This is a genomic window from Thiocapsa marina 5811 (assembly GCF_000223985.1).
Classification (GTDB): Bacteria; Pseudomonadota; Gammaproteobacteria; order Chromatiales; family Chromatiaceae; genus Thiocapsa; species Thiocapsa marina.
Map to the genome: position 1 here is coordinate 71,278 of NZ_AFWV01000017.1, position 24,598 is coordinate 95,875.

Consider the following 24,598-nt stretch of genomic DNA (forward strand, 5'->3'; position numbering starts at 1 on the left):
CCCGGGGATAGGGTGAAGAGCGCGCGGCAGGCGTACACGCAAGCCGTTTCGATCGGCCGGGCGCGCGAGCGGGTGTCTGAAATGAGGGCGAATCATAGCAGACACGGGCGCGATGGGCATGTGCTGCGAAGCACCCCCCCGGGATCGTCGACTTGCAGTCGACCCGCCGGCCGCTAGGCCGGCGAAAGAGGTCGACTGCAAGTCGACGATCCCGGGGGAATCGGTCTTAGAGCGCCAGCTCCAACACCTCTCGCGAGCGTGCGAGATCGACATCTTGTCTCTCGCCGAGCGCGGTCATGCCGTGACGCTCGAGCTGATCGACCAGCGGTGCGATCGCCTCGGCGCCGATCCCGTAGCCCGAGAGGCGTGTCGGGACCTGGAGCGACTCGAAGAAATCGCGTGTGCGCTCGATGGCCGCATCGATGCGCGCGTCTTCATCGCCCTCGCGCAGACCCCAGACCCGTCCGGCGTATTGCAGGAGCTTCCCGCGCTTGTCGAACCGCCTGACCTGCAACATCGCCGGCAGGACCACGGCCAGGGTCTGGGCATGATCCAGCCCGTGCAACGCCGTGATCTCGTGCCCGACCATGTGGGTCGCCCAATCCTGCGGCACGCCGGCGCCGATGAGTCCGTTCAGCGCCAGGGTCGCGGTCCACATGAGGTTGGCACGCACCGCATAGTTCTCGGGCTCGGCCAGCGCCTTGGGGCCCTCCTCGATCAGGGTCAGCATCAGACCCTCGGCGAAACGGTCCTGCACCTTCGCATCGGCCGGATAGGTCAGGTATTGCTCTGCGATGTGGACAAAGGCGTCGACCACGCCATTGGCGATCTGACGCGGCGGCAAGGTGTAGGTCTTGGTCGGGTCCAGCACCGAGAAGCGCGGGAAGACCGACGGATCGATGAAGGCGAGTTTGTCGCGCGTCGCGCTTCGCGTAATCACCGAGGCCGCATTCATCTCGGAGCCGGTCGCCGGCAGTGTCAGCACGCTTCCGAACGGAACCGCACGGGCGATCGGCGCATGCTTGGCGAGGATATCCCAGGGCTCGCCCTCGAAGGGGATGGCCGCGGCAATGAACTTGGTTCCGTCGATCACGGATCCGCCGCCGACGGCGAGCAGAAAGTCGACCTTCTCGCGGCGTGCGAGCTCGACGGCCTGCATCAGGGTCTCGTAGGTCGGATTCGGCTCGATGCCGCCGAACTCGAGAAAGGGGATGTCTCCGAGCGCGGCCTTCACCTCGGCCAGGGTGCCTGTCTTCACGACGCTGCCGCCGCCGTAGGTGATCAGCACCCGGGCGCCGCTCGGGATCTCCGGGCCGATCGCCGCGATCTGACCTTCGCCGAAGAGGATCCGGGTGGGATTGTGGAAGACAAAGTTCTGCATTCGTAAGCTCCGTTGAGATGCGTACTCGTCGCTCAGGCCAAACGCCCGGCACTGTAGTCACGCACCGCTTGTTGAATCTCTTGCATGGTGTTCATGACGAAGGGGCCATGCTGGGCGATCGGCTCGCGCAGCGGATGGCCCGCGATCAGCAGGACCCGTGCCTCTTCGGCTGCCTCGATGGCAACGCCGTCGGTGTGCGCATCGTTGGCGAGAATCGCCATGCGCTGCGACGGGACCGACTGCCCGGCAATACCGACCGCCCCTCGGTATACATAGATGAAGGCATTCTGCTCGATCGGAAGCGCCTGCTCGAACCGTGCACCCGCCGGCAGATGCAGATCCAGGAACAGCGGTGCCGTCGTCTCGCGCGTCACGGCGCCTGTCACGCCGTGGGTCACCCCGGCGATGACCGTGACCGCCACGCCCGCCTCGGTCCGGAAGCGCGGCAGCTCGTTCGCGGTGAAGTTGCGATACCAGGGCGGGATCATCTTCTCGCGTGCAGGCAGGTTGAGCCAAAGTTGGAAGCCTTCCATACGCCCTTGCGCCTGCTGCGGGATCTCGGAATGGACCAGACCGCTGCCCGCGGTCATCCATTGGACGCCGCCGGTCTCGATCAGACCCTCGTGCCCGGCACTGTCGCGATGCAACATGCGCCCGGCGATCATGTAGGTGACCGTCTCGAATCCGCGGTGCGGGTGATCCGGAAAGCCTGCGATATAGTCGTCCGGATCATCGCTGCCGAAGGCGTCGAGCATCAGGAAGGGATCGAGCCGTTGCTGCAACGGCTGGGTCAGCACGCGGATCAGGTTCACGCCGGCACCGTCGGTGGTCGCCTGGCCGGCGACCAGTCGTTCGATCGGGCGAGATTGCGTGACCGACTCGGTTTGAAAAATGGTTTCTTTCACCTGGATCACTCCTGAATTGGGCGCACGGTGCGGTTCGTGCCTCACCGCACCCTACGGGTGTTTGGCTCGTGCAACGGCGCATGGCGCGGTTCGTGCCTCACCGCACCCTACGGGTGTTTGGCTCAGGCAAAGGCGGCCTCGAGATCGGCCTCGGCCTCGGCGAAACCGCGCTCGGCGGACTCGGGTCCCATGTTGAGACCTTCGGCGTAGATGAACCGCACGTCGGTCATCCCGAGGAACCCCAGCATCGTCTTCAGATAGGGCACCTGGCTGTCGGCCGGGGTATCGCGGTACCGACCGCCGCGCGCCAGCGCCACATAGACGCGCCGACCCGCAAGCAGCCCGACCGGCCCCTGCTCCGTGTAACGGAAGGTCACGCCGACGCGGGCGATGGCGTCGATCCAGTTCTTCAATTGCGCGGGAACGCCGAAGTTGTACATGGGCACGCCGAGCACGATCACGTCGGCCGCCTGCACCTCGGCGATGAGGGCATCGTCGAGCGCCACGCGGGCGGCCTGCTCGGGCGTGCGCTGCTCGGGCGGGGTGGAGAGCGCAACGAGCGCGGTCTCGTCCAGGAGCGGATGGGGTTGGCTGGCCAGATCGCGGACCTGTACGCGCGCCGACGGGTTCTCGGCGCGCAGACGCGCGACGACCGCATCGGCGATTCGGGTGGAGTTGGCGCCTTCGCGGCGGGCACTGGCATTGATCTGAAGAATCGTCATCGGTTCTCTCTCGGCATCGGGTTTCATCTGATAACCAATATATTGGTGCCGAGACGGCGCGAGTAGTGCCCTGATCGGATAACATTGTCCCACTTATGGAACAGTTCGAACCCAACGACCTCCTGATCTTCGCGCACGTCGCCGAGGCCGGGAGCTTCAGCCGTGCTGCCGAGCGAATCGGCCTGCCCAAATCGACGGTCTCACGCCGGATCTCCTTGCTCGAAGACCGGTTAGGCGAGCGCCTGATGCTGCGCACCACACGGCGCCTGACCTTGACCGAGCTCGGCGAGCATCTGCTCGCGCACGCACGCCAGATCGCCGAGGAGGTCGACGCGGTGCGGGCACTCGCCGAGCATCGCCAGGCCCGCCCCACCGGACGGCTGCGCGTCTCGATGCCGGGCGATTTCGCGACCCTACTGCTGAGCGCGATGCTGGCGGACTACATCGCACGCCACCCGGCGGTGACGCTGGAGCTGGATTTGTCGCCGCGACGGGTGGATCTACTCGGCGAGGGCTTCGACATCGCGGTGCGCACCGGCGCACTGCCGGACGATGCGCTGCTCGCCGCGCGCCGTCTCGCGCTCTTCCCGATCGGCCTCTACGCAGCCCCGAGCTACCTGGCCGAGCATGGCGATCCGGCGACCCCGGACGATCTGCTCCGCCACCGGACCTTGTGCCTGGTCGGGCGCGACGGGGAAACCACGCGTTGGACCCTGACCGCCGACTCCGCGCACTGGGAAGGGCTTCCGGGCGGCCGCACCGCCGCGAACTCGCCCGACATCCTGGTTCGCTTGGCCCGCGCCGGGGCCGGTATCGCCGCCGTCCCGGACTGTTACGCCGCGCACGATGCCGAGCGAGGCAACTTGCGTCGCGTGCTCCCGGCATGGTCGCTCCCGGCGCAAACGGCCTGGGCGGTGTTCCCCGGTCGCCGTCTGATGCCGGCGAAGACGCGTACCTTCATCGACATGCTCGAGGCGGCCCTGGGCGGCGCGCCTGGAAATCTAAGGCCGGATTCACTCGATCGGCCGAACGCAACGCCGCCAAGCGTCACGAAGCAGCGCTCCCCGGGATAGACGACTTGCAGTCGTCCTCTTCAGCCGGCCCGACGGCCCTAGAGCGTCGGGTAGACCGCGACCCCGCCGGCACTCAGGACGCTTCGAAAAGGACGACTGCAAGTCGTCTATCCCGGGAGGTGTCGCCGCTGCGCGACGGACATTGGCGGCACTTCCGGCCGAATCGTCTGCGCATTGGGATGTTGATTCCCGGAAATCGCCTTAATCCTATTAAAAAATAGTAAATTCTAAACCGCGTCACTACAAAGGTCGCAAAAATCCTTGAGCCCGACACAGCGTGAAAACGACGCATTGCACTCTGGACGCGGTTTAGGCTGGGTTTGACCCGCCGAATCGGGGTCCGGATACTTCGACGAAGCGTCTTCAGCGGATCGCTCCAAGGCGGTCCGACCACCCGCTCCCATCACCTGCAATCATGGCCGCTCGAAAAAGACGCTCTCGTAAACTGCTGTTGCGCCGGATCGGACTCGGCCTGGCGGGCTTGCTGGCATTGTCGGTCGTACTCGTGTTGATCCTGCGCTGGGTCGACCCGCCCGCCTCGGCCTTCATGATGCAGCGCTGGATCTCCGCCCATTTCGAGCCCGGCGACCCGCCCTACATCTTTCACGAGTGGGTCGACTGGGCCGTCATCCCGGGGCCCGTCAAGCTCGCCGTCATCGCTGCGGAAGACCAACGCTTCCCCGGCCACGGCGGCTTCGACACCATCGAGATCGAGCGCGCCTGGCAGCGGTTTCGGGCCGGAGAGCGGCTGCGCGGGGCGAGCACCATCAGCCAACAGACGGCAAAGAATCTCTTCCTCTGGTCCGGCCGAGACCCGATTCGCAAAGGATTAGAGGTCTGGTTCACGCTCTTGATCGAGACGCTGTGGCCCAAGGAGCGAATCCTGGAGGTTTACCTCAATATTGCCCAGCTCAGCCCGAACACGTTCGGCGTCGGGGCCGCGAGCTGGCGCTACTTCGACCGCCCGGTGATGGCCTTGGGCGCGTCGGATGCCGCCCTGATCGCCGCGGTGCTGCCGAACCCGAACATCTATCGGCTCGAAACACCCTCGGCGACCGTGAAGCGCCGCGCCGGCTGGATCCGGCGCCAGATGGCGCAGCTCGGCGGCGTGTCCTATCTCGACAAGCTCTGATCGCGCCTAAACCGCGTCCGGAGCGATAGGCACACGTTCGCGTCAGCTCGACGTTGGCCACATCCACGGGCCTTCGAGGAGACGCGGTTTAGAATTTTATATTTTTTAAGACCTTAAACCGCGCCGGCTCCGATAATGATCGGAGCCGGCGTGGCCAAGCCAATTTAACGGACTGCGCATACCCCGCCGGGCGCGGTTCAACGATTCAAGTATCCCAGCTGATCGACGCCGAAGGGTGTCGGGGTCAGGCCAAGCCGGGCAAAACTGTCGTTCTCGAAGCAGACGTTCCCCTCCATCAACATCTTGATTTGATCCCGCGAGATCGGGAACCAGGGGTAACGGTCCAGCAGACCCGCGGTCGCCTTGATGGCCATGGCCGGGGCGGGCGACATCAGCTTGGTCTTGCCGGACGCCGCGGCGATGGTGGTCAAGATCGCCTTCCAGCTCAGACGCTGAGGACCGCACAGGCTGTAGGTCTGGGACTCGGTGCGCGACTCGGTCAAGGCCAGCACGAAGGCGGCGGCGACGTCGTCGATATGGACCGGTGCCAGCTCGAACCCACCTGCATTCTTGGGGATCAGCCCGCTGTAGAAGAGGGGCGCGGGCATCGGGCTGTCGATGATGTCCTTCTTGAGCTGAGAGCAGAATTCCATCCGGCCGTCCGGGTCGCCGAAGATGACCGAGGGGCGGAAGATGGTCCAGCGCAACCCGGATGCCTTGAGCGCCGCCTCGGCGAGGGCTTTGCTGCGCTGATAGGGCGTGCCCTCGACGTGAACCCCGTTGGCACTCATCAGGACGAACCGATCCACGCCTTGCCGTTTCGCCGCCGCGATCGTGTCCTCGACACCGACGCGCTGCAGCGCGTCGAAGGTGATCCCTCGACTCGGAAACTCGCGCAGGATACCGATCAGATATATCACCGCATCCGAGCCCTCGAGGCAGCGATCGAGCGCGGCCGGATCGGCCACGTCGCCGAGAACGATATCGCAGTGCTCCGGTCGCGCGACCTTCTGCTCGCTGCCCGGTCGAACCAGAAGCCGAGGCCGATGACCGGCATCGATCAGGTGCCGAGCGATGTTCGTACCGACAAAACCTGTACCGCCGATGATGGCAACCTTCATATGAGCCTCCTTTCGCGTTGATGGGATGTGGCGGACAACGCACGGTCATCCGGCCGATATCGAGTCGAGTCCCTTGCGAAGGTGCGTATGTTGTCCAGGATCGCAAGGCGTACTGTTCAGGTCTTGCAAAACTTTCGCCCCGCCTGAACCTGCCCTGATACACCTCAACCCGTTTCATAGGGGCTCGAAATGCCAAAAACCTATTTGATCGTCGGCGGCACGTCCGGGATCGGCGCAGCACTGCTCGGAAAGCTTCTCGAGCGCGGCCATCACGTGATTCAACTCTCGCGTCACCCGGAAGCGGCGCCGGATCACCCCGGGGTCACCAGTCTGCACTGGGACGTGCGAACCACCGACTTCCCGGCGGACGCACTGCCGGCGACACTCGACGGCCTCGTCTACTGCCCCGGCACCATCCGACTGCGCCCCTTCGAGCGACTGGCCGAGAAGGAGTGGACCGAAGACCTCGAGATCAATCTGCTCGGTGCGGTGCGGGCCATACAGGGCGCGATGAAGGCGCTGAAGGCGGCGGAATCCGCCGGCATCGTGCTGTTCAGCACGGTCGCCGTCGGCACCGGGCTTCCGTTCCACGCCTCGATCGCAAGTGCGAAGGGCGCGGTGGAGGGCTTGACACGATCGCTTGCCGCCGAGCTCGCCCCGCGCATCCGGGTGAACGCCGTCGCACCAACCCTGACGGCGACACCGCTCGCCGAGCGCCTGCTCGGAAACGACTCGAAACGCACCGCGGCGGCCGAACGGCACCCCTTGCGCACGATCGGAGAGCCCGAAGACGTTGCGGGTGCCGCGCTTTGGCTGCTGGAGGACGCCCGCATGACGACAGGCCAAGTGATCCGAGTCGATGCCGGGTTGGCCACGCTGAGAACGAGCTGAGTCGATCTACCGCAAGACGCGGATCGGTCCAATCGATCGGAATCGTCGCAGGCGTCGTTGCGCGGTCGGATCAGGTCTCGAGGATCAGCCCCCGATTGCACGGGTTCCCGTGCTCAAGGCGCCGTGCGGAGGCGTGCGGGGGATACTGATTTGACTGCGCGTGCGTCGCAGGTTGCGCCGCGCGAGCCCGAAGACTTGGTCGATGGCTTCCTTCGCGGTCTTGCGGGCATCCCGGACGACGATTTGGCGCCCGTGGGCGATCTTCGCGGAGAGCTCGCAGCGGACGCGGTGTCCGTGGAGCGGGTCGAATTCCTCTTGGATCGTGGCCTGAGCCTCCAAGTCTTCGCCGGGGAAGCGTGCTGCAAGTTTGGCCACTTCCGTCTCGATATGACGGCGGATATCACCGTCCAAGGCGAGGGTATCCCCGCCGATTTTGATCAGCATACTCTTCGAATCTCCGAAGACCCGTTTCCGAGCGCACAACCGGGGTTGCCTCGTTCGGTCGGGGTCGGTCTGTGAGGGCGAGCGGTGCGGAAAAACGCGTGTCGGGTGAAACTCCGAATCGGAGGGGACACAACGCGGGGCTTTCGCTCAGGGCGGATCATGGCGTTCGGCGCGCTGAAAAGCAAGGCAATGGACCAGCACAGACGCAATGGTCGTCGTCGAGCGCGGCCGATCGCAGCCGGACGACATCGACCCGAGGCAGCGCACTCCGGCGTTGTCCTCGGGCCCGAAGCGGATGACCGAGGGTTGATGGCCGGCGGCTCATCAAACCACCAACAGGATCTGTGCGGGAAATCCGACCAGATTCTGTCGAACTTTTCAGCTGCGGGCACATCGAACCTCGCGAGCCGTTTCGTAGGCTCTCTGACTCCTTGTCGTGTTCCCCGCCTCCGGCGGGGTTTTTTTTGGCCCATTGCGGTCGGGCAGACTCTCCGACCGACGCGGCACCCCCGGGACCTTGCCGATCCGGGCCGGCCGACGGATACGGGAACCCTCGGCGCACGACAGACTCGAAGGGACTGCAACGATGAGTTCTCCTTGTTCGTACGCCCCGCATCGCGGGGCGTCTTTTTGTCCGTCGGATCGAAGCTCAACCCATGCCCGAAGGCGACACCATCCACAAGCTCGCGACCTTCCTGTCCGACGCTTTGGTCGGACAGCGTCTCGTCGGTGCCCGCCTGCCGGGGCGCGCAATCCCCGCGTTCGCTCAGGAGCGCGTTCTGCGGGTGACGAGCAAGGGCAAGCATCTCTTCATCGACTTCGAAGGCGGGATCTCGCTGCGGGTACACCTGGGGATGTACGGCTCCTGGCACCGTTACCCGGCCGGTCAGGCCTGGCAGAAGCCCGCGCATCGGGCCACGCTCATCCTGAGCGTCCCCGGACAGGACTACGTCTGCTTCAGCGCAAAAGAGATCGAAGTCCTCGCAGCCCACGGCTTCACCAGACGCGATCGGACAGAGCGTCTCGGACCCGACCTGAGCCGCGATGCACCGAGCCCCGAGTCTCTGCTCCAGCGCGCCCGCACGCTCTTGGCTCCCGAGACCGAGCTCGTCGATCTGCTGCTCGATCAGCGCATCGCCAGCGGCATCGGCAACGTCTACAAATCCGAGGTCCTCTTTCTGGAGCGCTGCGAACCGCGGGCCCGGTTCGGCGACATCTCCGAAGAAACCTTCGCCGCACTCTACCGCACCGCGGAACGCCTCCTCCTCAACAACCTCGGCGGCGGCCCCCGGATCACGCGCACCGACGACGACGGCCGCGGCATCCTCTGGGTCTACGGCCGCGCCGGAAAACCCTGCTTTCGCTGCGGAACAAGCCTGTTGCGCGAGCCCCTCGGTCAACACGCCCGATCCACCTACTGGTGCCCAACCTGTCAGTAGGGTGTGGTGAGGAACGAACCGCACCGACCCACCGTCCGGTCGAGGCAAGGTGCGGTTCGTACCTCACCGCACCCTACGACTTCCGCTCCGGTCGACGATCCCAATGCCCGGCCGGCGTCTCACCGGGTTCCAATCCGTTGCGCGCGACCGCGCGAGGCAAAACGGCCCGGCGGGCGTGTTGCGGTTCCTCTCGTCAGCACAACCGACATCAGACCGAGCCGCCGGGGCGGGCGAGAAAAGCACGGTTCGTATACACTGCGCGACAGACCACATTGTTGACGTCGATCCGCCGCATGCACACCGATCCCCTGTTTTACCGTCTGTTTCAAGAACGTCCCGCGCTGGCCTTCGACCTCGCCGGCCTGACGGTGCCCGACCCCTCGGCTTACCGCATGCGGGCGATCGAGGTCAAGCAGACCGCCTTCCGACTCGACGGTGTCCTGATCCCGCCGCCGGGGCAGGCCAATGCTCCGCTGATCTTCACCGAGGCCCAGTTCCAGGGCCGCCCGACCTTTTACGCCCGATGGCTGGCGGCGATCTTCCTGTATCTATACCGCCATCGCGTCGCCCGCCCCTGGCAGGCCGTCGTGGTGTTCCCGGATCGCAGCGCCGACACCGGAATCATGACCCCCTACGAAAGTCTCATTCATTGCGGGATGCTTCGACGCGTCTACCTTTGCGATCTGAGCAATGCGCAAGACCTCGGCTTCAACGCCCGCTTGGCGCGTCTGGTTATCCTGAGCCCCGAACAAGCTCCGGCCGAGGCGCGAGCCCTTGCCGCCGAGCGCGACACCACCGCCGATCCGCTGGAGACCCTCGATCTGATCGAGACGATTTTGGTGTATAAATTCCCCCAGAGAACCCGCGAGGACATTCGAGCCATGTTGCACCTACCCGAAACCGACTTGAAGAAGACCCGCTTTTATCAAGAGGTATTCAGCGAAGGCCGCGAGGAAGGCCGCGAGGAAGGTCGCGAGGAAGCCGCACGCGCACTGGTTTTGAGACAACTCACGCGGCGCTGCGGCACACCGACGCCGCAACACCGAAAGCGGATCCAAGCCCTCTCCGGCAGTGAGCTCGGCGCATTGGGCGAGGCACTGCTGGACTTCCGCTCGGCCGACGATCTCGAAAGCTGGCTGGCATCGCACTAAGGTCGCGGTCGAGTCGGTTGTGCCCAACCACGCGAGGCAAAACCGCCCGGCGAGCGTGTTGCGCGTCCGCTCGTCAACACAAACGAAATACCCGCCAGAGCAACAATGTAGGGTGTGGTGAGGAACGAACCGCACCGACCCGCCGTCCGGTCGAGGCAAGGTGCGGTTCGTACCTCACCACACCCTACGACGTCCGCTCCGTTCGACGATCTCGATGCCCGGCCGGCGTCTCGCCGGGTTCAAATCGGTGTGCCCAACCACGCGAGGCACAACCGCGTGTAAGGTGTGGTGAGGTACGAACCGCACCGACCCGCCGTCCGGTCGAGGCAAGCTGCGGTTCGTACCTCACCACACCCTACGACGTCCGCTCGGTCGACGACCTCGATGCCCGACCGGCGTCACACCGGGTTCAAATCGGTTTACCCAACCAGGCGAGACACAACAGCAATGTAGGGTGTGGTGAGGAACGAACCGCACCGACCCGCCGTCCGGTCGAGGCAAGGTGCGGTTCGTACCTCACCACACCCTACGACGTCCGCTCGGTCCACGATCTCGATGCCCGGCCGGCGTCTCACCGGGTTCAAATCAACGTGCCCAACCACGCGAGGCACAACCACGATGTAGGGTGTGGTGAGGAACGAACCGCACCGACCCGCCGTCCGGTCGAGGCAAGCTACGGTTCGTACCTCACCGCACCCTACGCACTTGGCTCAAGGCACCGCGGGCAGCGCCACCTCCAAGGTCGCGACATCACCCAACACGGCTTGGATCTCGGCAAGCGTCGGAGCCCGCGTATAGGCCGGGTCATCGAGCCGCCCTAGACAGGTCATGCGCATCAGATTCGGATCCTGACTGTCGTCGAGCCAGAAGTGATAGCCCGGACGGATCATCTGCGACCCGCCGCTGTCGCCGTGGCCCGCGAGCTGAAAGCGCACGCCCCGATCCAGGGTCGGCGTCGGCACGCGGCTGGACACCAACGCGATGTAATCCTGCACGCGCGTAATCTCGACCGTCCCCGCCGGAATGGTTTGGATCGCCTCTGCATCGATCCGCCGCACCTCAAGCACACAACTCGTCCCGCTCTCTCGCGATGCCGCCGATCCGCGATCCACCAGGAACACCCGCGCCCGCCCCGGCTGGACCTGCACCGGCCGGTTCAGCGTCAACGCGCTCCCGGGCGGGATCCCCACCCACCCGCTGTCCGCGGACTGACGCACCAGGGTTTCGCAGCCGCCGAGCAGAACGGCCAGAAGCCCGAAGGCGGTTGATCTGACGAGGGTTCGAAGGGTCATGTCGATGTCCGGGATAGCCGATGATGTCGGAAAACGTGGTGTCGGCGCCCCCGCAAATCACCCATCCGATTGAGCCGCCCGGACTGGCAAAGCCGACGAGGGTCATCGATACTTAAACCGCGCCCTGCGCCGTATGCGGTGTTTTTGGATGGGATCGGCTCCGGCAGATTTGACGGCCGCCGGAGACTGCGCGCTTTAAGATATGAAAACATAGATCATTTTAAGCCGCGCCCCCGCTAAAGGCCGTGGATGCACCAAACCCCGACCTCACTCGAAAGTCAGCATTTCGCTCTGGACGCGGTTCAGAGCGAGTTGAAAACGTACCGGATTGAGAAGGTTTAAACTAAACCCTCTCCGCAATCCCGCGGAGCTTTGCTCGAACACGAAGGATTCGGTAATGGACTCGGAGAACCGTCGACGACCTCTGGATACCCGCCCCCGCCGGCCACTCGCGGGAGATACGTGTGCCGATATCCCCGCACCCGCGGCCTCGGCCGACACCGCACGCCCGCGGCGTGCGACACCCTGCGACAACACCTCGGATCCCACACCGGCGGCCCATGACGCCTCGTCGGTCAAGACCGACTTCCGCGACCAACCGAGACGCTCGACCGGCTTCACGCTAGAACGCCCCTCCGCGGCGTCGATTGCGTCCAATTGTGACAAGTTTGTCATCGTTTCCATCGAACGCGAGCCCGAACGTCACGCGGAGACCCCGGGATTGCGAGCCATGAGGCGGACACATGAAGGCGCGAGCACTGCTTTGGACGTTCCAAAAATACAACCCCTTAACATGGCGCCTATCTTGCGGGGTTTGAAGCAGCGCACGTTGTTATCGACCAGGGAACAGAAAACGTGACCCACCTCTCGAACCGCCGCCGAGGATTTACCCTCATCGAGCTGATGGTCGTTGTGGCGATCGTCGCGATCCTTGCGGGGATCGCTTATCCGTCCTACGTCGATCACGTGCGCCGAGCGCGTTTGACGGATGCGCAGATGGTGTTGATGGAAGCAGCTCAGTGGATGGAGCGCCAATATACGCAAGGCAACACGTACCCGACATCGGCCGTGACAGCTGCGTCTTACGATAGCGCCCCGAAAGACGGCGCCGTTGCCTACACGATTGCGAAAACCCCGACAACAGCCAGCCAAGCCTACACGCTCACAGCTACCGCTACCGGCGATCAGGCCAACTACATGCGATGCCGGACCTTGACTCTCACAAATACAGGCGACCGAACATCGGCCGACGACACCGACTGCTGGCAGTAAGGTAAGCATATCGTGATCAGCAACGCCACTAAGGGATTCACCCTCATCGAGCTGCTTTTCGGCATCGGCGTACTGGTCACTTTGCTGGCCATCGGCATACCATCGTTCCAAGGATTGACCGCTCGTCACCAGATCACAAACGCGACAAACGATCTACTCGCCAGCCTTCAGCTCGCACGGACCGAGGCCGTCAAGCAGATGCGCGACGTTTCCATTTGCCCAAGCACAAGTGGCTCCGGATGCACTGGCGGAACAAATTGGTCGGACGGCTGGATCGTGTTTCGCGACCCAAATGCCGATGCTGTAGTCGACGAAGGAGATGTCATCCTCGTTGTTGCCCAACCCCTCGTTCAGACGCTGAGCGTTTCGGGTCCGGAGACCATACGATACCTTCCATCCGGAGCCGTCGACACTCTGCCTACACCCTTTGACATTGCACAATCCAGCGAGGAGCAGGAGCGTTGCATATCCGTAACGGCTAGCGGAAGCGCCGCTTCCCGATATGGTGCCTGTCCATGATCCGTCGTATGCCTGACCGAAAAAGCCAAGGACAGTACGTTCGCCAGAGCGGCGTCACCTTGATCGAAGCCTTGATCACGATGGTGATCCTGTCGTTCGGACTCTTGTCCGTCGCAGCTTTACAGCTCAAATCGCTGCAATATGCAACCATTAGCTACCAACGTTCCATCGCTACGATCCAGGCTTCAGATCTCGTCGAACGACTCTGGGCAGGCATCTGTGTTGCGGCCGACGAATGGGAAGATATCGCGGAGGATTGGGAAGACTTTCACGCTGCCGAGCAAAACCTGCCGAATTGGGCCGGAGTTGTGGAATCTCCAGCGAACTTGACCTATACGGTGACAATCTCTTGGGACGAACGCGTGGACGACACTCGAATGACATTTGTTCACACTGCGATGCTGCCAGATCTTCCTGGCTGTAACTGATCATGAAACCTCACACGAACCATCATTTTTTTCACGGAGCCAAGGGATTCACTCTTCCAGAGCTGATGGTCTCACTCACCTTGGGCTTGTTCCTAATCGGGGGTGCGTTGACCGTATTCGTTTCGAATCGTCAGATCATGCTGGACAAGACCGCCATCGATACGGCACAGGAAGGATTACGATTCGGTTCTTTCACTCTTTCACGGATCGTCAGACTAGGAACACGGGTTCGTGAAGCGAGCAATGATGAGCAGCTTATCATTGAATATCCGGGCGGCGTAGGTATTGCGAACTGTCTCGGCATACCCGCAATCAACGCTATGGAAGATGATACTTTCTATGTGCATGTCGACGAAAACGAGGTCCCTTCGCTTGTATGCAACGGGGATAATAACACTATCGTTTCTGGGGTAACTTCGTTTTCGGTTTCCTATGGAGTTCCGAACGCCGATAACTGGATAAGTGAGGCAGACTTTCAGAACGCCGCCGACGTCACTATGGCCGATGTCCGAAGCGTCAGAATTGAGTTAACCACCGACGCAGGCACAGTCACCTTTGTGGCAACGCTGCGCCAACGCATCTTCACCGAATTCGGTGGCAGTTAGAGTAAGTACCGAATCACGATGCGGCGGACGCAATCGTTTAACTAAACATATTGTTTTGCTACCGAAAATGACTTAACGGGCTCCATGGAGCATGGATCATTACAGATGAGAACGCGAACACGAAGGCAGCGTGAAAGTGGAGTAGCCCTGATCATTGCACTGATTCTAATTTCAGTCGCAAGTCTTGTTGCGGTCAGTTCGATGCGCGGCAGCCGCACGCAGGAAATGATGACATCGAATCAGAACAATAAACTGATTTCACATATGGCGGCTGAAGCTGGCGCGAGTCGTTTTGTTGCCTGGATCACTGACCCGGACCGATCCAGCGACCTCGAAACCGACTGGGCAGGCAGGATTACGACTTCGCTTCCCATCTCTCGAAATACGGCACAGGCAGACTTTCCACCATTTGGATATTTTTGGATAGAGGAAGAGCCGAACTGGGCTGATAATCCATTCGAAGTAACGATCATCGGAGTATCATGGATGAACGAGGTCTTGGCCGAGACCCGACTTAGCTTCAGTGTTTCAGTTGGAACAGGCTTATTTAATGAAATGTATCAGCCATTCGCCGATGCCGGCGTCGTTGGCTGCGAAGGCGTCGCAACGCGCGGCAGCGGCCAGATCGACAGCTACGATTCGAGTGCGGGACCCTACAATGCGGCCAACCCGGGGCGAGAGGCACATGTGCTAACGACATCCCCGTCGGCGATGATAGAGCTTACCGGCAATGCCCCTATTTACGGCAGCGTGAACTCGACGGGCGGCGTATCCGCAACAGGCTCATCGCCGGTTTTCGGTGACATCAATGCCACCGGCGAGGTCTCGCTGAAAGGTGGCGGGGTCAAGGTCTACGGCAACGTGAATACTGCAGGAGACGTAGTTTTCGAGAGTAGCGCCGAGGTTCATGGCAATGTCTCTGCGAATGGTGATATTGCTTTCGAAAATTGGGGCGCCCGTGTTACCGGCGATGCAAACGCCGGCGGCACGATTACAAGCAAGAACAAGAATAAGCCTCCCGAGGATCATGTCGGCGGATCCGTTCAAGCCGGGTCGAATCCCGGAAACTCGGGTGTGCCGGAAACCCCTTGCGATCCTCTCGGTATCGACGAGATTGTTTCGGAATTCGACGGCCAATTCTCAACGGGCGAGATGAACATCGGACCCTGGACTTACCGTGATCTTAAGCTTTCGCCAGACGGCGTTGACTATTACGATCCGACCTGGAACGTAAAGAGCTGGAAGACAGACAATACGCGCACGATGCAGGATGTCGACTTGTTCGGAAATGAAACCCGCTTCCTCAAGGTCTCGGATTTCTCGTTGGGTCAGAACGGGAGTCTTGAAGTGACGGGCGGTGATGTTGTTCTCATGGTCGATGGCGACATGTCGATCGGCGGCAACACCGCGATTACGATTGCGCCAGGCAGCAGCCTGACCGTACTTCTGACCGGCAAATTCGATCTTCAGGGAAGTGTAACCGTCAACGACAAAAATCCGATCGACGCATCCGGTAAAATACCGTTTTCGTTGTACTCGACGTACGAGCAGGCATCGAAAAAAGGAAACAACGACGGTGTACAGATGCGTGGAAACACCGACCTGACCGCCGTCGTCTACGCACCGAAATCGCATGTTTCAGCCACCGGAAGCGGCACTCTTTTCGGCCAAGTCCGCGGAAAAAGCGTCGAGGCGACAGGGGCGGGCGGAATCCATTACGACGTCCGGCTCGGCACCTTCTCTGTTCCAACGAGCGAAAGTACCGGCGGAAATGACGATGCGACGGCGGTCCGGGTGACGAGCTGGAACGTGGTCTTGCCCGTATCCGAGTAAGGGAGCGTAAAACCGGGGACGGACCGCGGTTTCATACAATCCTCGTGCCGTCTGTTCTCGCGAGAAGGCGTAGTGTCAAGAGCCCACAGGGTCAGATCTCCCTTCGCGCACCAAATCGCCCAATACGTTGATCGTGGGATCGATCAGGACCACAAAGCCGCCGGCGGCACATTGGGCCTCGCGCAGCTCGTGATTAGCGCCGTAGGATGTGGTGAGCGATAGCGAACCGCACCGAACCCACCGAACCCGCCGCACCCGCAAAAGCCACAGGACCCGGCCATAGGGTCAGATCACCGCCGCACACCAAATCACCCAAGGCGTAGGCCGCGGAATCCATACCGGTCAGTCGCCCCCGGCATGTTGCCACGGGTCGATGACTGCGACGCCGCATCCCTCGAAGTCGCTGACGTTGCGGGTGGCCATGAGAGCGCCGCGCGCACGGGCGATGGCGGCAATCTGGCAATCGAACTGGCTGATGGGTCGTCCTGCGGCACGCCGTTCTGCCCCGATGCTGGCGTATTCGAGTGCAGCAGCGCTGTCGAAGGGCAGGAAGCGCCCGCGGAAGTCCTCCCGCAGCATTCCGTTCACAGCCTCGGCCAGCGCGTCCCGCCGCTTGCCCTTCGTCAGGACGGCCACGCCGTCACGCAGCTCCGCCTGAGCCCACAGGGTCAGATCTCCCATCGCACACCGACTTGGAGAAACTGGGGACGGACCCTGAGGTATCCCCGGATTAAAAGCCGCTAGAACAGTGCGTTGCTTACTCGACCGTGGATGCGGCGCCACGGCGGCCACTGGGAGCGCCGGCTTTCCAGCCGGCCCGCCGACGGCGTTTGCTCCGGCCGGGCGACACGGCTCGCGACGGGGCAGTGTGTCGGCGCTCGCGCGGCACAACGGCGGCGCTGCAGAGCGCGCGCAGCCGGCTGGAAAGCCGGCGCTCCCAGTCCGCATCGTCCTGGCATCCAGGTTGTGGGGATAGGTCAGGGACGGACCACGATTTCCTACAATCCTCGGACCATCTGTTCTCCCAGCAGCATAGGCGGGTCACTCGCACTCGCTAAACCTCACCGATCCCACCGCCGACGGGCGTCAGGCGCCAGCGGTTGCCCTGGTGACGCAGCTCCCGCTGCGTCACCCAGGAGATGAAGCTCTGCTTCGCGGCCATATCGATGCGCTATCGGTCGTTCAGTGGCCGGCTTCATGAAGCGGAGCTTCGTCTCTGGGGTCGCGAAGCGGGAGCTTCGCGACCAGGGTAAGTGCAGCATGGCGCGGATCTCCTCGCGGGTCATTTGAGGGAATTTATACACCAGAATCGTCTCGATCGGATCCAAGATCCGCGGCGGATGCCGACTGAAGTCGGCGTACCCAGGCGTGCCGATTAAAGTCGGCGTACCTGGGTCGATCGCCCCCCAACCCTCGGCGCCGCTGAGCACGGCACAGGCCCCGGACCGCCGGATTTCTGGCTGCGGTCGAGCGTCCTTGCAGAGGATCCCGTTTCCGTTGCGATATATCGCCTATCGATATACGATTAAGCCATGGCGATCCAATCATTTCGATGCGCCGAGACGAGACGCTTGTTCGAGCGCATGCGGGTGAATCGCTTCGTGAATATCGAGGGTCCGGCGCGGCGTAAACTGAGTTACCTCGATGCGGCCCGTGATCTGTCGGATCTGCGCATCCCTCCGGGCAATCGTCTTGAAGCCTTGCGGGGTGACCGGTTCGGCCAGCACAGCATTCGCATCAATGATCAATGGCGCTTGTGCTTCGTCTGGTCAGCCGACGGGCCGACGGAGGTGGAGATCGTCGATTACCATTAGGGTACCACTGCAATGACCGACAAACTGCTCCCGATTCACCCCGGCGAGATCCTGCGCGAAGACTTCATGCTGCCGCTGGGCCTCTCCAGCAACGCCCTCGCACGTGCTATCGGCGTCACTCCCGCACGGATCAACGAGATCGTGCGCGAAAAGCGCGGGATCACGGCCGAGACCGCCCTGCGGCTCGCCCGCTTTTTCGGGACCTCGGTGGATCTCTGGATGAACCTGCAACAGCGTTACGATCTGGAACGTGCGAAGGATCTGCTCGGCAATTCACTCGAACAGATTACGCCCATGCACCTCGCGGCCTGACCGATGGATCGGCGGCGGTCACATTACGGTGACACTTTACCATTTGCACTATTTCATTCAAAAGAACATCGGGGTCTTACCTCGCGCACATCGGCGGAAAAGCGGGAAAAGGCGGGAAAAGGTAGAACCGGGGACGGACCCTGAGGTATCCCCGGATTAAAAGCCGCTAGAACAGTGCGTTGCTTACTCGACCGTGGATGCGGCGCCACCGCGGCCACTGGGAGCGCCGGCTTTCCAGCCGGCCCGCCGTCGGCGTTTGCTCCGGCCGGGCGACACGGCTCGCGACGGGGCAGTGTATCGGCGCTCGCGCGGCACAACGGCGGCGCTGCAGAGCGCGCACCGGGGGCTTCGAGCCCCCGGCGCGCGCAGCCGGCTGGAAAGCCGGCGCTCCCAGTCCGCATCGTCCTGGCATCCAGGTTGTGGGGATAGGCCAGGGACGGACAATGGAGCATCCGCATCAACGACCAATGGCGCGTCTGCTTCCGCTGGCATAACGGCGACGCCTACGAGGTCGAGATCGTCGACGACCACTGAGAGTAAAACCAGGGACGGACCACGGTTTCCCAAAATCCTCGTGCCGTCTGTTCTCGCGAGAAGCCGTAAGATCAGATCGCCCACCACACACCAAATCACCCAACGCGTCGGCCGCGGGACCGATCAAAAGCAAAAAACCACCAGCGGCACCTTGGATCTAGCGCGGCCGGACGGACTCGCTCCTTGGCAACGTCCTGTCTGTGCCCCGGTTCGCCCCGCTCCGATCTTCATGCCTCGCGGGGACAGAGGCTCAGCCGGAGCCGGGGCAGCTCAAGGCCAACGGGTGGCTGCTGGAGGGCGCGCAGAACGCGCTCGGTGCAGAGATCACATTCGGTGAGGCTTCGTTTGTCCATGGCGGTCAGTCGCCCCGGCATGCTGCCACGGGTCGATGACTGCGACGCCGCATCCCGCGAAATCGTTGACGTTGCGGGTGGCCACGACAGCCCCGTGCGCACGGGCGATGGCGGCAATCTGGCAATCGAACTGGCTGATGGGTCGTCCTGCGGCACGCCGTTCTGCCCCGATGCTGGCGTATTCGAGGGCAGCAGCGCTGTGGAAGGGCAGGATGCGGCCGCGGAAGTCCTCCCGCAGCATTCCGTTCACAGCCTCGGCCAGCGCGTCCCGCCGCTTTCCCTTCGTCAGGACGGCCAGGCTGTCACGCAGCTCCGCCTCGCTGATCGCGGTAAGAAACCGGAATCCTCACGGAACGTGAAAGAACGGAATCTTTGGGGGTTGACCGATCGCACAGATCTAGGCTAAAAATGTACACGTATTGAGGAATCACGAGCGCTCGGCTCAAGGGCACGCGGCTCGCGATCATCGGCATGGACGGCCCTCGACCGGCGTGGAATGGAGATCGGGATGGACAGCAAGGACAGGCGCCCGGGGAACGGATTCACATTGATCGAGCTTCTGATCGTCGTCGCGGTCGTCGCCGTCCTCGCCACGGTCGCCTTCCCGGCGTATCAGGATCAGATCCGCAAGGCACGTCGTACGGATGGCCAGAGCGCCCTGCTCGCCATCGCCATGGCACAAGAGCGTTTTCGCGCCAACTGCAGCCGTTATGCGAGCACACTCGACCCCACGCAGTCCGGCATGGTCTGCGATCCGACCGACGGCTATGCACTCCCCCTCGCGACGACAAGCCCCGAAGGCTGGTACGACCTCGCCCTGAATGAGGACGCGGACGCGGCCGGCTTCATCGCGACCGCGACTGCGCTGAACGCCCAAGCGGCGGATCGGGTCGGCGGTGTTGCTTGCGACGAGCTGAGGATCGACGAGAGCGGCACAAAGACGCCCGAGGCCTGTTGGCGATGAAGCATGTCGCGCTGACGCTCGTGCCTCGCGCCGCCGGAGCACGTCGCACCGCGGAGAGGCCAATCGACCGGTCGCCGTCCCCGGGCCCGCGGCGCAGGCGATCCGGCTTCACCCTGCTGGAGCTGATGATCACGCTTGGCGTGCTGGCCATCCTGGCAAGCCTCGGTGTCCCGGCGATGCAGGACATGCTCGAGCGCAACCGGCTCAAGAGCGCGGCGCAGTCCCTGATGGAAGACCTCCAGTGGATGCGCAGCGAGGCGATCCGGCGGAATCGCACCCTGTCGCTGGTGATCGATGCCGATGCCTGGTGCTACGGCATCACGGCAGAGGATACCTGCGATTGTCGCCTGACCGATTCGACGGCCACGGATGCCTGCGTGCTGGGAACCGCCGGCAGACCCGTCCTCCAGCGTACGGGCGGCCACGACTTCCAGGGCGTGCAGATCGGGTCGATCACCAGCTCGCTCGGGAGTCCGCCCCGATTCGTGTTCGAGCCGCGTCGCGCGACCGCCCCCAGCTTCGGCGGCGTGTCGATGAGCTCACCCGCAGGTGCGCAATTGCGCGTGATCCTGAGCAAGCTTGGCCGTGTGCGGACCTGCTCGCCGGATGGTTCGGTGCCCGGATTCGAGTCATGCTGAAACGCACCGTTCAGCCGATCGGGCCGCCCGTGCGCATGCCGCGTCGGCAAATCGGCGTCACCCTGACCGAGCTCCTGGTCGGCACCACGGTCGGAGCCTTGGTGCTGACCGGGATCTCCGCGACCTATCTGATGGGTGTGCGGGCGACGACTCAGAACATCCAACAGGCACGCCTGCACCAGGAGCTGCGCGCCGTGCTCGACCTGATGCAACAGGACATCCATCGCGCGGGCTATTGGGCCTTTCCAGCGGGCACATCCAGCGACCCGGCCGAGAATCCGTTCCAACAGACGATCGACGGATTCAATACGAATCTGCGCATCGGTGCGGTCGGCGGGGAGGCAGCCGCGAGTTGCCTGCTCTACAGCTATGATCTGAACGACAACGGCAAGGTCGGCTGCGGCAGCTGCTCGCCCGAAGAGGACGCGTTGCTCGACGGCGCCAATGTCGAGATGTTCGGCTTTCGGCTCAGAAACGGCAGCATCCAGCTGCGCATGCGCAAGGATGAAGACGACGACACCTTCGACTGCGCGAGCGGCAGTGGCCGCTGGGAACGGATCACCGACGACAACAACGTGCGGATCACGACCCTGCGCTTCGACATCCCGTCCCCGACGACCCCATGCGCAAGCGGGGAACTCTGCCGCACGGCACGCGCCGTCGACATCCTCCTGATCGGCGAGCTGAAACACAGCCCGGACGTTCGACTCCGCCTGGAGGCGACGGCAGCGGTGCGCAACGACCGCTATTTTCGCCAGGAATGACCGAGTGCGCCCCATGAGAACAAGCGTCCGATCGGCATCTTCACAGCGCGGCGCCTTGACCCTTCTGCTGGGCCTGCTTTTGCTCATGGGCTCGACCATTCTCACGCTCAGCTCAGTGCGCGTCGGGATCATGGAGCAGCGCATCGCCAACAACGAGCGGCGGGGACTGGAGGCGCAGCAGGCCGCGCAGGCTGGATTGGACTATGCGCTGGCCATGCTCGGCGAGACCGAGTACTCGGGCGGCACCGTTCCCGGCCTGGCCGCAGCGGCCGACTACAGCTACGCCGTCACGGTCACGAGAAATGCGGATATCGACGGCTGCATTCATTTCACCTCGAGGGCAGAAGCCGAGAGCAACGCAGGCATCGCAGCGGTCGCGACCGAGTGTTTTCAGCGACAGCAATTGCTTGCGACCATGATCGGTTCCGGCAACGGGCTTCCACCGCTTGTCGTCAATGGCGGAATTCAGAATATCAAAGGCACACCGGATATCTATCCACGTACCTGCGATGAAGCCGGGGAAGCGGAGGATTGCCAGTCGATCGCGGTCGCCTCGTCCGCAGACGGCATCGATCTCGACATGGGACACTTCAACAAGAACAACAAAGAGGGCATTCCGATCCCGAGCGGCGACCAGATCGCGGCAAATGCCTTCGAGGGCAGCGCATGGGACTACGTCTTCGGAATCAGCAAAGACACCTTCAAGGCCCTCGCCGCAGCGGCTGATCCGCGATTCTTATGGATTTCCGACTCGAGCAAGAAACTCAAGGATGACCTTGGCGAGCCGAGCCAACCCGTCTATGTCGCCTTCGATCAGGCCGTCGGCTGCCCGAAGCTCGGCGGGACGGTCTACGGGATCGTCTATTTCGAAAGTCCGACCGCATGCAGAAGCCAGGGATGGGGGGGCGCGGAAATCTACGGCTCCGTAGTCTTCGAAGGCGGTTTGGGCCAAGACCAACCGCCTGTAGGGATGACCGCTAACGGACAGCTGAACCAGTGGAGCTGGGTGAAAGCAAAAAGCGGCACCGAAGGCGCTGATCTTCAGCAAATCCGAGCGTCGCGCATCCCCGGAAGTTGGCGGGACTGGGATTAGGAGGACCCAAGATGCAACCCGATCGCCGCCGACACCAGCGCGGCTTCACACTCGTCGAGGCACTGATCGCACTCGTCATCCTCTCGTTCGGGCTCTTCGGACTGATGCAGCTTCAGGCCCGCGTCATGGCCGGTACGAGCGCGAGCAAGACCCAAACGATCGCTGCGAATCTGGCGCAACAAAAAATCGAGGAGCTTCGGGTCACTCCCTATGCCGATATCGACGGTGACAACGGAGAACCGGACGTCATTCACGCGGGAGAAGGCGGCACGACCGCGTTCGCTCGGAATTGGTCGGTCACCGAGGAGACCTCGCCGACTTACAAACGAATTTCGGTCACCACGTCCTGGACCAACGCGGACCAGAATCCCGAATCCGTGACCCTCAGTAGTTTCATCGCCGAGTCGACCTTTGCCGCGCTTGAGCCGGTCGGCGAGGCTCCCGAGGTACCGCCTCCATCCAACGGCGGCGGTACCTCGCCGGTCATCAGCGTCGACAATCCCTACACCGAGTGTACAAGCAGCGCAAACCCCTGCGAGGTCGCCAAGAAAAAGACCATCAGGCCAAGCTTCATCGTGACCGACGATGCGGAGTTATCCACCGACAACCTCAGCATCACCGCATCGGGAGACGGCGCCAAAACCGCCGGCTCGATCACCTACGACACCTCTTCAGCCAAAGCCAGTCAAGACATTCTCACGCCAGACGATAAGGGCAAAACCTTCACCGTCACAATGAGCGCCAACGACGGCGCCAATACAACAACCATCACCCTGTATTTCAAGACCTAACGCCGTAGGGTGTGGTGAGCGAAAGCGAACCGCACCACCCCCGGAGCGCCGACAACCGCAGCCGAAGCACCCGGTCACAAACGAATGACGCGTTCAACCGCGCCCTAGCCCATGTCCCGCTATCGCAGAATCCGGGTTCCGGGCGGCACCTTCTTCTTTACGGTCAACTGCGCTCGACGCCGGGGCCATCGGCTGCTCATCGAGCATGTCGCACTGCTGGGCGCGAGCATGCGGGCGGTGAAGACAGCCCATCCGTTTCAGGTCGATGCCATCGTCGTCCTGCCGGAGCACCTGCATTGTGTGCTGACGCTGCCGCCGGGAGACACGGATTACGCGATGCGCTGGGGCCTGATCAAGGCGGGGTTCTCACGCGCCTTACGGGCGGAGGAGACACGCTCGGCGAGCCGACAAAGGCGCGGCGAGCGTGGCATCTGGCAGCGGCGCTTTTGGGAACATGGGATTCGCGACGACTTGGATTTCCAACGCCATGTGGATTACGTCCATTGGAATCCGGTGAAGCACGGCTGGGTGACGCGGGTCAGGGATTGGCCGTATTCCAGCTTCCACCGGTACGTAGCTCAAGGGCTGCTGCCGGAGGATTGGGCCTGGGAGAGCGCAGATGATTTGGATACCGGGGAATGATGTGCGGTTGCCTGCGATTCGGTGCGGTTCGCTGCGCTCACCGCACCCTACGGGGTAGGGTCTTCGGCGGCGGTTGGGGGCTGTCGGGTGTGGTGAGCGTAGCGAACCGCACCGGAGGTGGCGGTGAGCGCGGTGCGGGGATGTCTGCGGGGGTCGGTGCGGTTCGCTGTGCTCACCGCACCCTACGGGGTTGGGTCTTCGGCGGCGGTGGGGGGGCTGTAGGGTGTGGTGAGGGAGGATCCGCTTCGGAGGGGGCGGTTTTGGGCGGTGCGGCGGGGTCGGTGCGGTTCGCTGCGCTCACCGCACCCTACGGGGCGGTAAGTGTCAAGGTAGTTGTCGCATCAATCATGTCATGTTTGCGTCGGCCTTCTCCTGGTCGCGAGGGGGTTTTCCCGGGTTGAGCAAGACCGAAGCGGGTGGCGTCCAATTGCGGGTGGGTCCGGACCAGCGCGTCGGGTTGTCGTCTCTGGCGGCTCGATAGAGCG

General features: G+C 62.9%; 27 protein-coding genes and 3 pseudogenes. 21 read left to right on the forward strand and 9 right to left on the reverse strand.

All coding sequences use genetic code 11. The features are described from left to right. Positions 1–226 precede the first annotated feature (226 nt). The 3 genes from THIMADRAFT_RS21040 to THIMADRAFT_RS21050 all read right to left on the reverse strand — a co-directional run bounded on the left by THIMADRAFT_RS21040 (position 227) and on the right by THIMADRAFT_RS21050 (position 3,008). On the reverse strand, positions 227–1,381 hold the full coding sequence (locus THIMADRAFT_RS21040) for an iron-containing alcohol dehydrogenase (protein WP_007195136.1): 1,155 nt from the start codon (positions 1,379–1,381) through the stop codon (positions 227–229). Between the two features lie 32 nt (positions 1,382–1,413). Continuing rightward, positions 1,414–2,286: a pirin family protein gene (locus tag THIMADRAFT_RS21045; RefSeq protein ID WP_007195137.1), complete on the reverse strand. Its 873-nt coding sequence runs from the start codon at positions 2,284–2,286 to the stop codon at positions 1,414–1,416. A gap of 122 nt (positions 2,287–2,408) precedes the next feature. Next, positions 2,409–3,008: an FMN-dependent NADH-azoreductase gene (locus THIMADRAFT_RS21050; RefSeq protein ID WP_007195138.1), complete on the reverse strand. Its 600-nt coding sequence runs from the start codon at positions 3,006–3,008 to the stop codon at positions 2,409–2,411. Between the two features lie 95 nt (positions 3,009–3,103). Between THIMADRAFT_RS21050 and THIMADRAFT_RS21055 the strand changes: the two genes are divergently transcribed. Both THIMADRAFT_RS21055 and mtgA read left to right on the forward strand, forming a co-directional pair. Then, the gene (locus THIMADRAFT_RS21055; RefSeq protein WP_007195139.1) at positions 3,104–4,081 is read left to right on the forward strand and encodes a LysR family transcriptional regulator; all 978 of its coding nucleotides are present in this window, start codon (positions 3,104–3,106) and stop codon (positions 4,079–4,081) included. A 415-nt stretch (positions 4,082–4,496) separates the two neighbouring features. Continuing rightward, the gene (gene mtgA / locus THIMADRAFT_RS21060; protein ID WP_007195140.1) at positions 4,497–5,213 is read left to right on the forward strand and encodes a monofunctional biosynthetic peptidoglycan transglycosylase; all 717 of its coding nucleotides are present in this window, start codon (positions 4,497–4,499) and stop codon (positions 5,211–5,213) included. 197 nt (positions 5,214–5,410) lie between these two features. Here the strand turns inward: mtgA and THIMADRAFT_RS21065 are convergent, their stop codons facing one another. Then, positions 5,411–6,334 carry an SDR family oxidoreductase gene (locus tag THIMADRAFT_RS21065; RefSeq protein ID WP_007195141.1) on the reverse strand — a complete coding sequence of 308 codons (924 nt, stop codon included), beginning with the start codon at positions 6,332–6,334 and terminating at the stop codon, positions 5,411–5,413. Positions 6,335–6,523: 189 nt separating this feature from the next. On the opposite strand from THIMADRAFT_RS21065, the gene THIMADRAFT_RS21070 reads away from it, so the two are divergent. After that, positions 6,524–7,225, forward strand: coding sequence for an SDR family NAD(P)-dependent oxidoreductase (locus THIMADRAFT_RS21070; RefSeq protein WP_007195142.1), 702 nt, complete (start codon positions 6,524–6,526; stop codon positions 7,223–7,225). 84 nt (positions 7,226–7,309) lie between these two features. On the opposite strand, the gene THIMADRAFT_RS21075 is transcribed toward THIMADRAFT_RS21070, so the two are convergent. Continuing rightward, the gene (locus tag THIMADRAFT_RS21075; RefSeq protein WP_007195143.1) at positions 7,310–7,669 is read right to left on the reverse strand and encodes an HPF/RaiA family ribosome-associated protein; all 360 of its coding nucleotides are present in this window, start codon (positions 7,667–7,669) and stop codon (positions 7,310–7,312) included. Positions 7,670–8,325: 656 nt separating this feature from the next. On the opposite strand from THIMADRAFT_RS21075, the gene THIMADRAFT_RS21080 reads away from it, so the two are divergent. Then, positions 8,326–9,108 (forward strand): DNA-formamidopyrimidine glycosylase family protein, encoded by a 783-nt coding sequence (locus tag THIMADRAFT_RS21080; protein WP_007195144.1) that lies wholly within the window; start codon positions 8,326–8,328, stop codon positions 9,106–9,108. Between the two features lie 293 nt (positions 9,109–9,401). Next, a complete protein-coding gene (locus THIMADRAFT_RS21085) occupies positions 9,402–10,259 on the forward strand; it encodes an Rpn family recombination-promoting nuclease/putative transposase (protein WP_007195145.1) in 858 nt (285 codons plus the stop codon). A 710-nt stretch (positions 10,260–10,969) separates the two neighbouring features. Here the strand turns inward: THIMADRAFT_RS21085 and THIMADRAFT_RS26335 are convergent. Then, positions 10,970–11,551, reverse strand: a complete 582-nt coding sequence (locus tag THIMADRAFT_RS26335) for a hypothetical protein (RefSeq protein ID WP_007195146.1) — start codon at positions 11,549–11,551, stop codon at positions 10,970–10,972. 855 nt (positions 11,552–12,406) lie between these two features. Here THIMADRAFT_RS26335 and THIMADRAFT_RS28300 point away from each other — a divergent pair. The 6 genes and pseudogenes from THIMADRAFT_RS28300 to THIMADRAFT_RS21115 all read left to right on the forward strand — a co-directional run bounded on the left by THIMADRAFT_RS28300 (position 12,407) and on the right by THIMADRAFT_RS21115 (position 16,208). Then, the gene (locus tag THIMADRAFT_RS28300; protein WP_007195149.1) at positions 12,407–12,823 is read left to right on the forward strand and encodes a type IV pilin protein; all 417 of its coding nucleotides are present in this window, start codon (positions 12,407–12,409) and stop codon (positions 12,821–12,823) included. Between the two features lie 12 nt (positions 12,824–12,835). Further along, positions 12,836–13,342, forward strand: coding sequence for a GspH/FimT family pseudopilin (locus tag THIMADRAFT_RS25980; RefSeq protein ID WP_007195150.1), 507 nt, complete (start codon positions 12,836–12,838; stop codon positions 13,340–13,342). Beyond that, complete coding sequence (pilV, locus tag THIMADRAFT_RS21105; protein WP_007195151.1) at positions 13,339–13,770, forward strand: type IV pilus modification protein PilV; 432 nt, start codon at positions 13,339–13,341, stop codon at positions 13,768–13,770. Before THIMADRAFT_RS25980 ends, pilV begins: the two co-directional genes overlap by 4 nt. A gap of 2 nt (positions 13,771–13,772) precedes the next feature. After that, a pseudogene (locus THIMADRAFT_RS28655) lies at positions 13,773–13,874 on the forward strand (PilW family protein); the annotation flags it as partial. 33 nt (positions 13,875–13,907) lie between these two features. Next, a complete protein-coding gene (locus THIMADRAFT_RS21110; protein ID WP_233490316.1) occupies positions 13,908–14,375 on the forward strand; it encodes a PilW family protein in 468 nt (155 codons plus the stop codon). Positions 14,376–14,480: 105 nt separating this feature from the next. Beyond that, complete coding sequence (locus THIMADRAFT_RS21115) at positions 14,481–16,208, forward strand: DUF7305 domain-containing protein (RefSeq protein WP_139052936.1); 1,728 nt, start codon at positions 14,481–14,483, stop codon at positions 16,206–16,208. A gap of 342 nt (positions 16,209–16,550) precedes the next feature. Here THIMADRAFT_RS21115 and THIMADRAFT_RS21120 read toward each other — a convergent pair whose 3' ends face one another. Next, positions 16,551–16,889, reverse strand: coding sequence for a PIN domain-containing protein (locus THIMADRAFT_RS21120; protein WP_007195154.1), 339 nt, complete (start codon positions 16,887–16,889; stop codon positions 16,551–16,553). A gap of 380 nt (positions 16,890–17,269) precedes the next feature. Next, positions 17,270–17,638, reverse strand: coding sequence for a DUF2887 domain-containing protein (locus tag THIMADRAFT_RS28660; protein ID WP_407635158.1), 369 nt, complete (start codon positions 17,636–17,638; stop codon positions 17,270–17,272). 102 nt (positions 17,639–17,740) lie between these two features. Between THIMADRAFT_RS28660 and THIMADRAFT_RS21125 the strand changes: the two genes are divergently transcribed. The 3 genes and pseudogenes from THIMADRAFT_RS21125 to THIMADRAFT_RS27550 form a co-directional block, all read left to right on the forward strand. After that, entirely contained in the window at positions 17,741–18,022 is a 282-nt protein-coding gene (locus THIMADRAFT_RS21125; RefSeq protein ID WP_007195155.1) for a type II toxin-antitoxin system RelE/ParE family toxin, read from the forward strand. A gap of 12 nt (positions 18,023–18,034) precedes the next feature. Continuing rightward, positions 18,035–18,334, forward strand: coding sequence for a HigA family addiction module antitoxin (locus THIMADRAFT_RS21130; protein WP_007195156.1), 300 nt, complete (start codon positions 18,035–18,037; stop codon positions 18,332–18,334). A 432-nt stretch (positions 18,335–18,766) separates the two neighbouring features. Further along, positions 18,767–18,868 (forward strand): annotated as a pseudogene (locus tag THIMADRAFT_RS27550) (type II toxin-antitoxin system RelE/ParE family toxin); the annotation flags it as partial. 324 nt (positions 18,869–19,192) lie between these two features. Here THIMADRAFT_RS27550 and THIMADRAFT_RS25990 read toward each other — a convergent pair. After that, entirely contained in the window at positions 19,193–19,546 is a 354-nt protein-coding gene (locus THIMADRAFT_RS25990; RefSeq protein WP_083829353.1) for a type II toxin-antitoxin system VapC family toxin, read from the reverse strand. A gap of 183 nt (positions 19,547–19,729) precedes the next feature. Here THIMADRAFT_RS25990 and THIMADRAFT_RS21140 point away from each other — a divergent pair, with 183 nt between their 5' ends. The 7 genes and pseudogenes from THIMADRAFT_RS21140 (at position 19,730) to THIMADRAFT_RS21165 (ending at position 24,113) form a co-directional block, all read left to right on the forward strand. After that, positions 19,730–20,185: a type IV pilin protein gene (locus THIMADRAFT_RS21140; protein WP_007195158.1), complete on the forward strand. Its 456-nt coding sequence runs from the start codon at positions 19,730–19,732 to the stop codon at positions 20,183–20,185. Then, positions 20,182–20,823, forward strand: a complete 642-nt coding sequence (locus THIMADRAFT_RS21145) for a GspH/FimT family pseudopilin (RefSeq protein ID WP_007195159.1) — start codon at positions 20,182–20,184, stop codon at positions 20,821–20,823. The genes THIMADRAFT_RS21140 and THIMADRAFT_RS21145 overlap by 4 nt, the downstream gene beginning before the upstream one ends. Continuing rightward, positions 20,817–21,587, forward strand: coding sequence for a hypothetical protein (locus tag THIMADRAFT_RS21150; RefSeq protein WP_007195160.1), 771 nt, complete (start codon positions 20,817–20,819; stop codon positions 21,585–21,587). Before THIMADRAFT_RS21145 ends, THIMADRAFT_RS21150 begins: the two co-directional genes overlap by 7 nt. A 13-nt stretch (positions 21,588–21,600) precedes the next feature. After that, on the forward strand, positions 21,601–22,680 hold the full coding sequence (locus tag THIMADRAFT_RS21155; protein ID WP_007195161.1) for a pilus assembly PilX N-terminal domain-containing protein: 1,080 nt from the start codon (positions 21,601–21,603) through the stop codon (positions 22,678–22,680). Between the two features lie 11 nt (positions 22,681–22,691). Next, positions 22,692–22,772: pseudogene (locus THIMADRAFT_RS28665) on the forward strand (type IV pilus modification PilV family protein); the annotation flags it as partial. Positions 22,773–22,784: 12 nt separating this feature from the next. Continuing rightward, on the forward strand, positions 22,785–23,471 hold the full coding sequence (locus THIMADRAFT_RS25045) for a type IV pilus modification PilV family protein (protein WP_233490317.1): 687 nt from the start codon (positions 22,785–22,787) through the stop codon (positions 23,469–23,471). A gap of 111 nt (positions 23,472–23,582) precedes the next feature. Continuing rightward, complete coding sequence (locus tag THIMADRAFT_RS21165) at positions 23,583–24,113, forward strand: REP-associated tyrosine transposase (protein ID WP_007195163.1); 531 nt, start codon at positions 23,583–23,585, stop codon at positions 24,111–24,113. Positions 24,114–24,598: the final 485 nt, after the last annotated feature.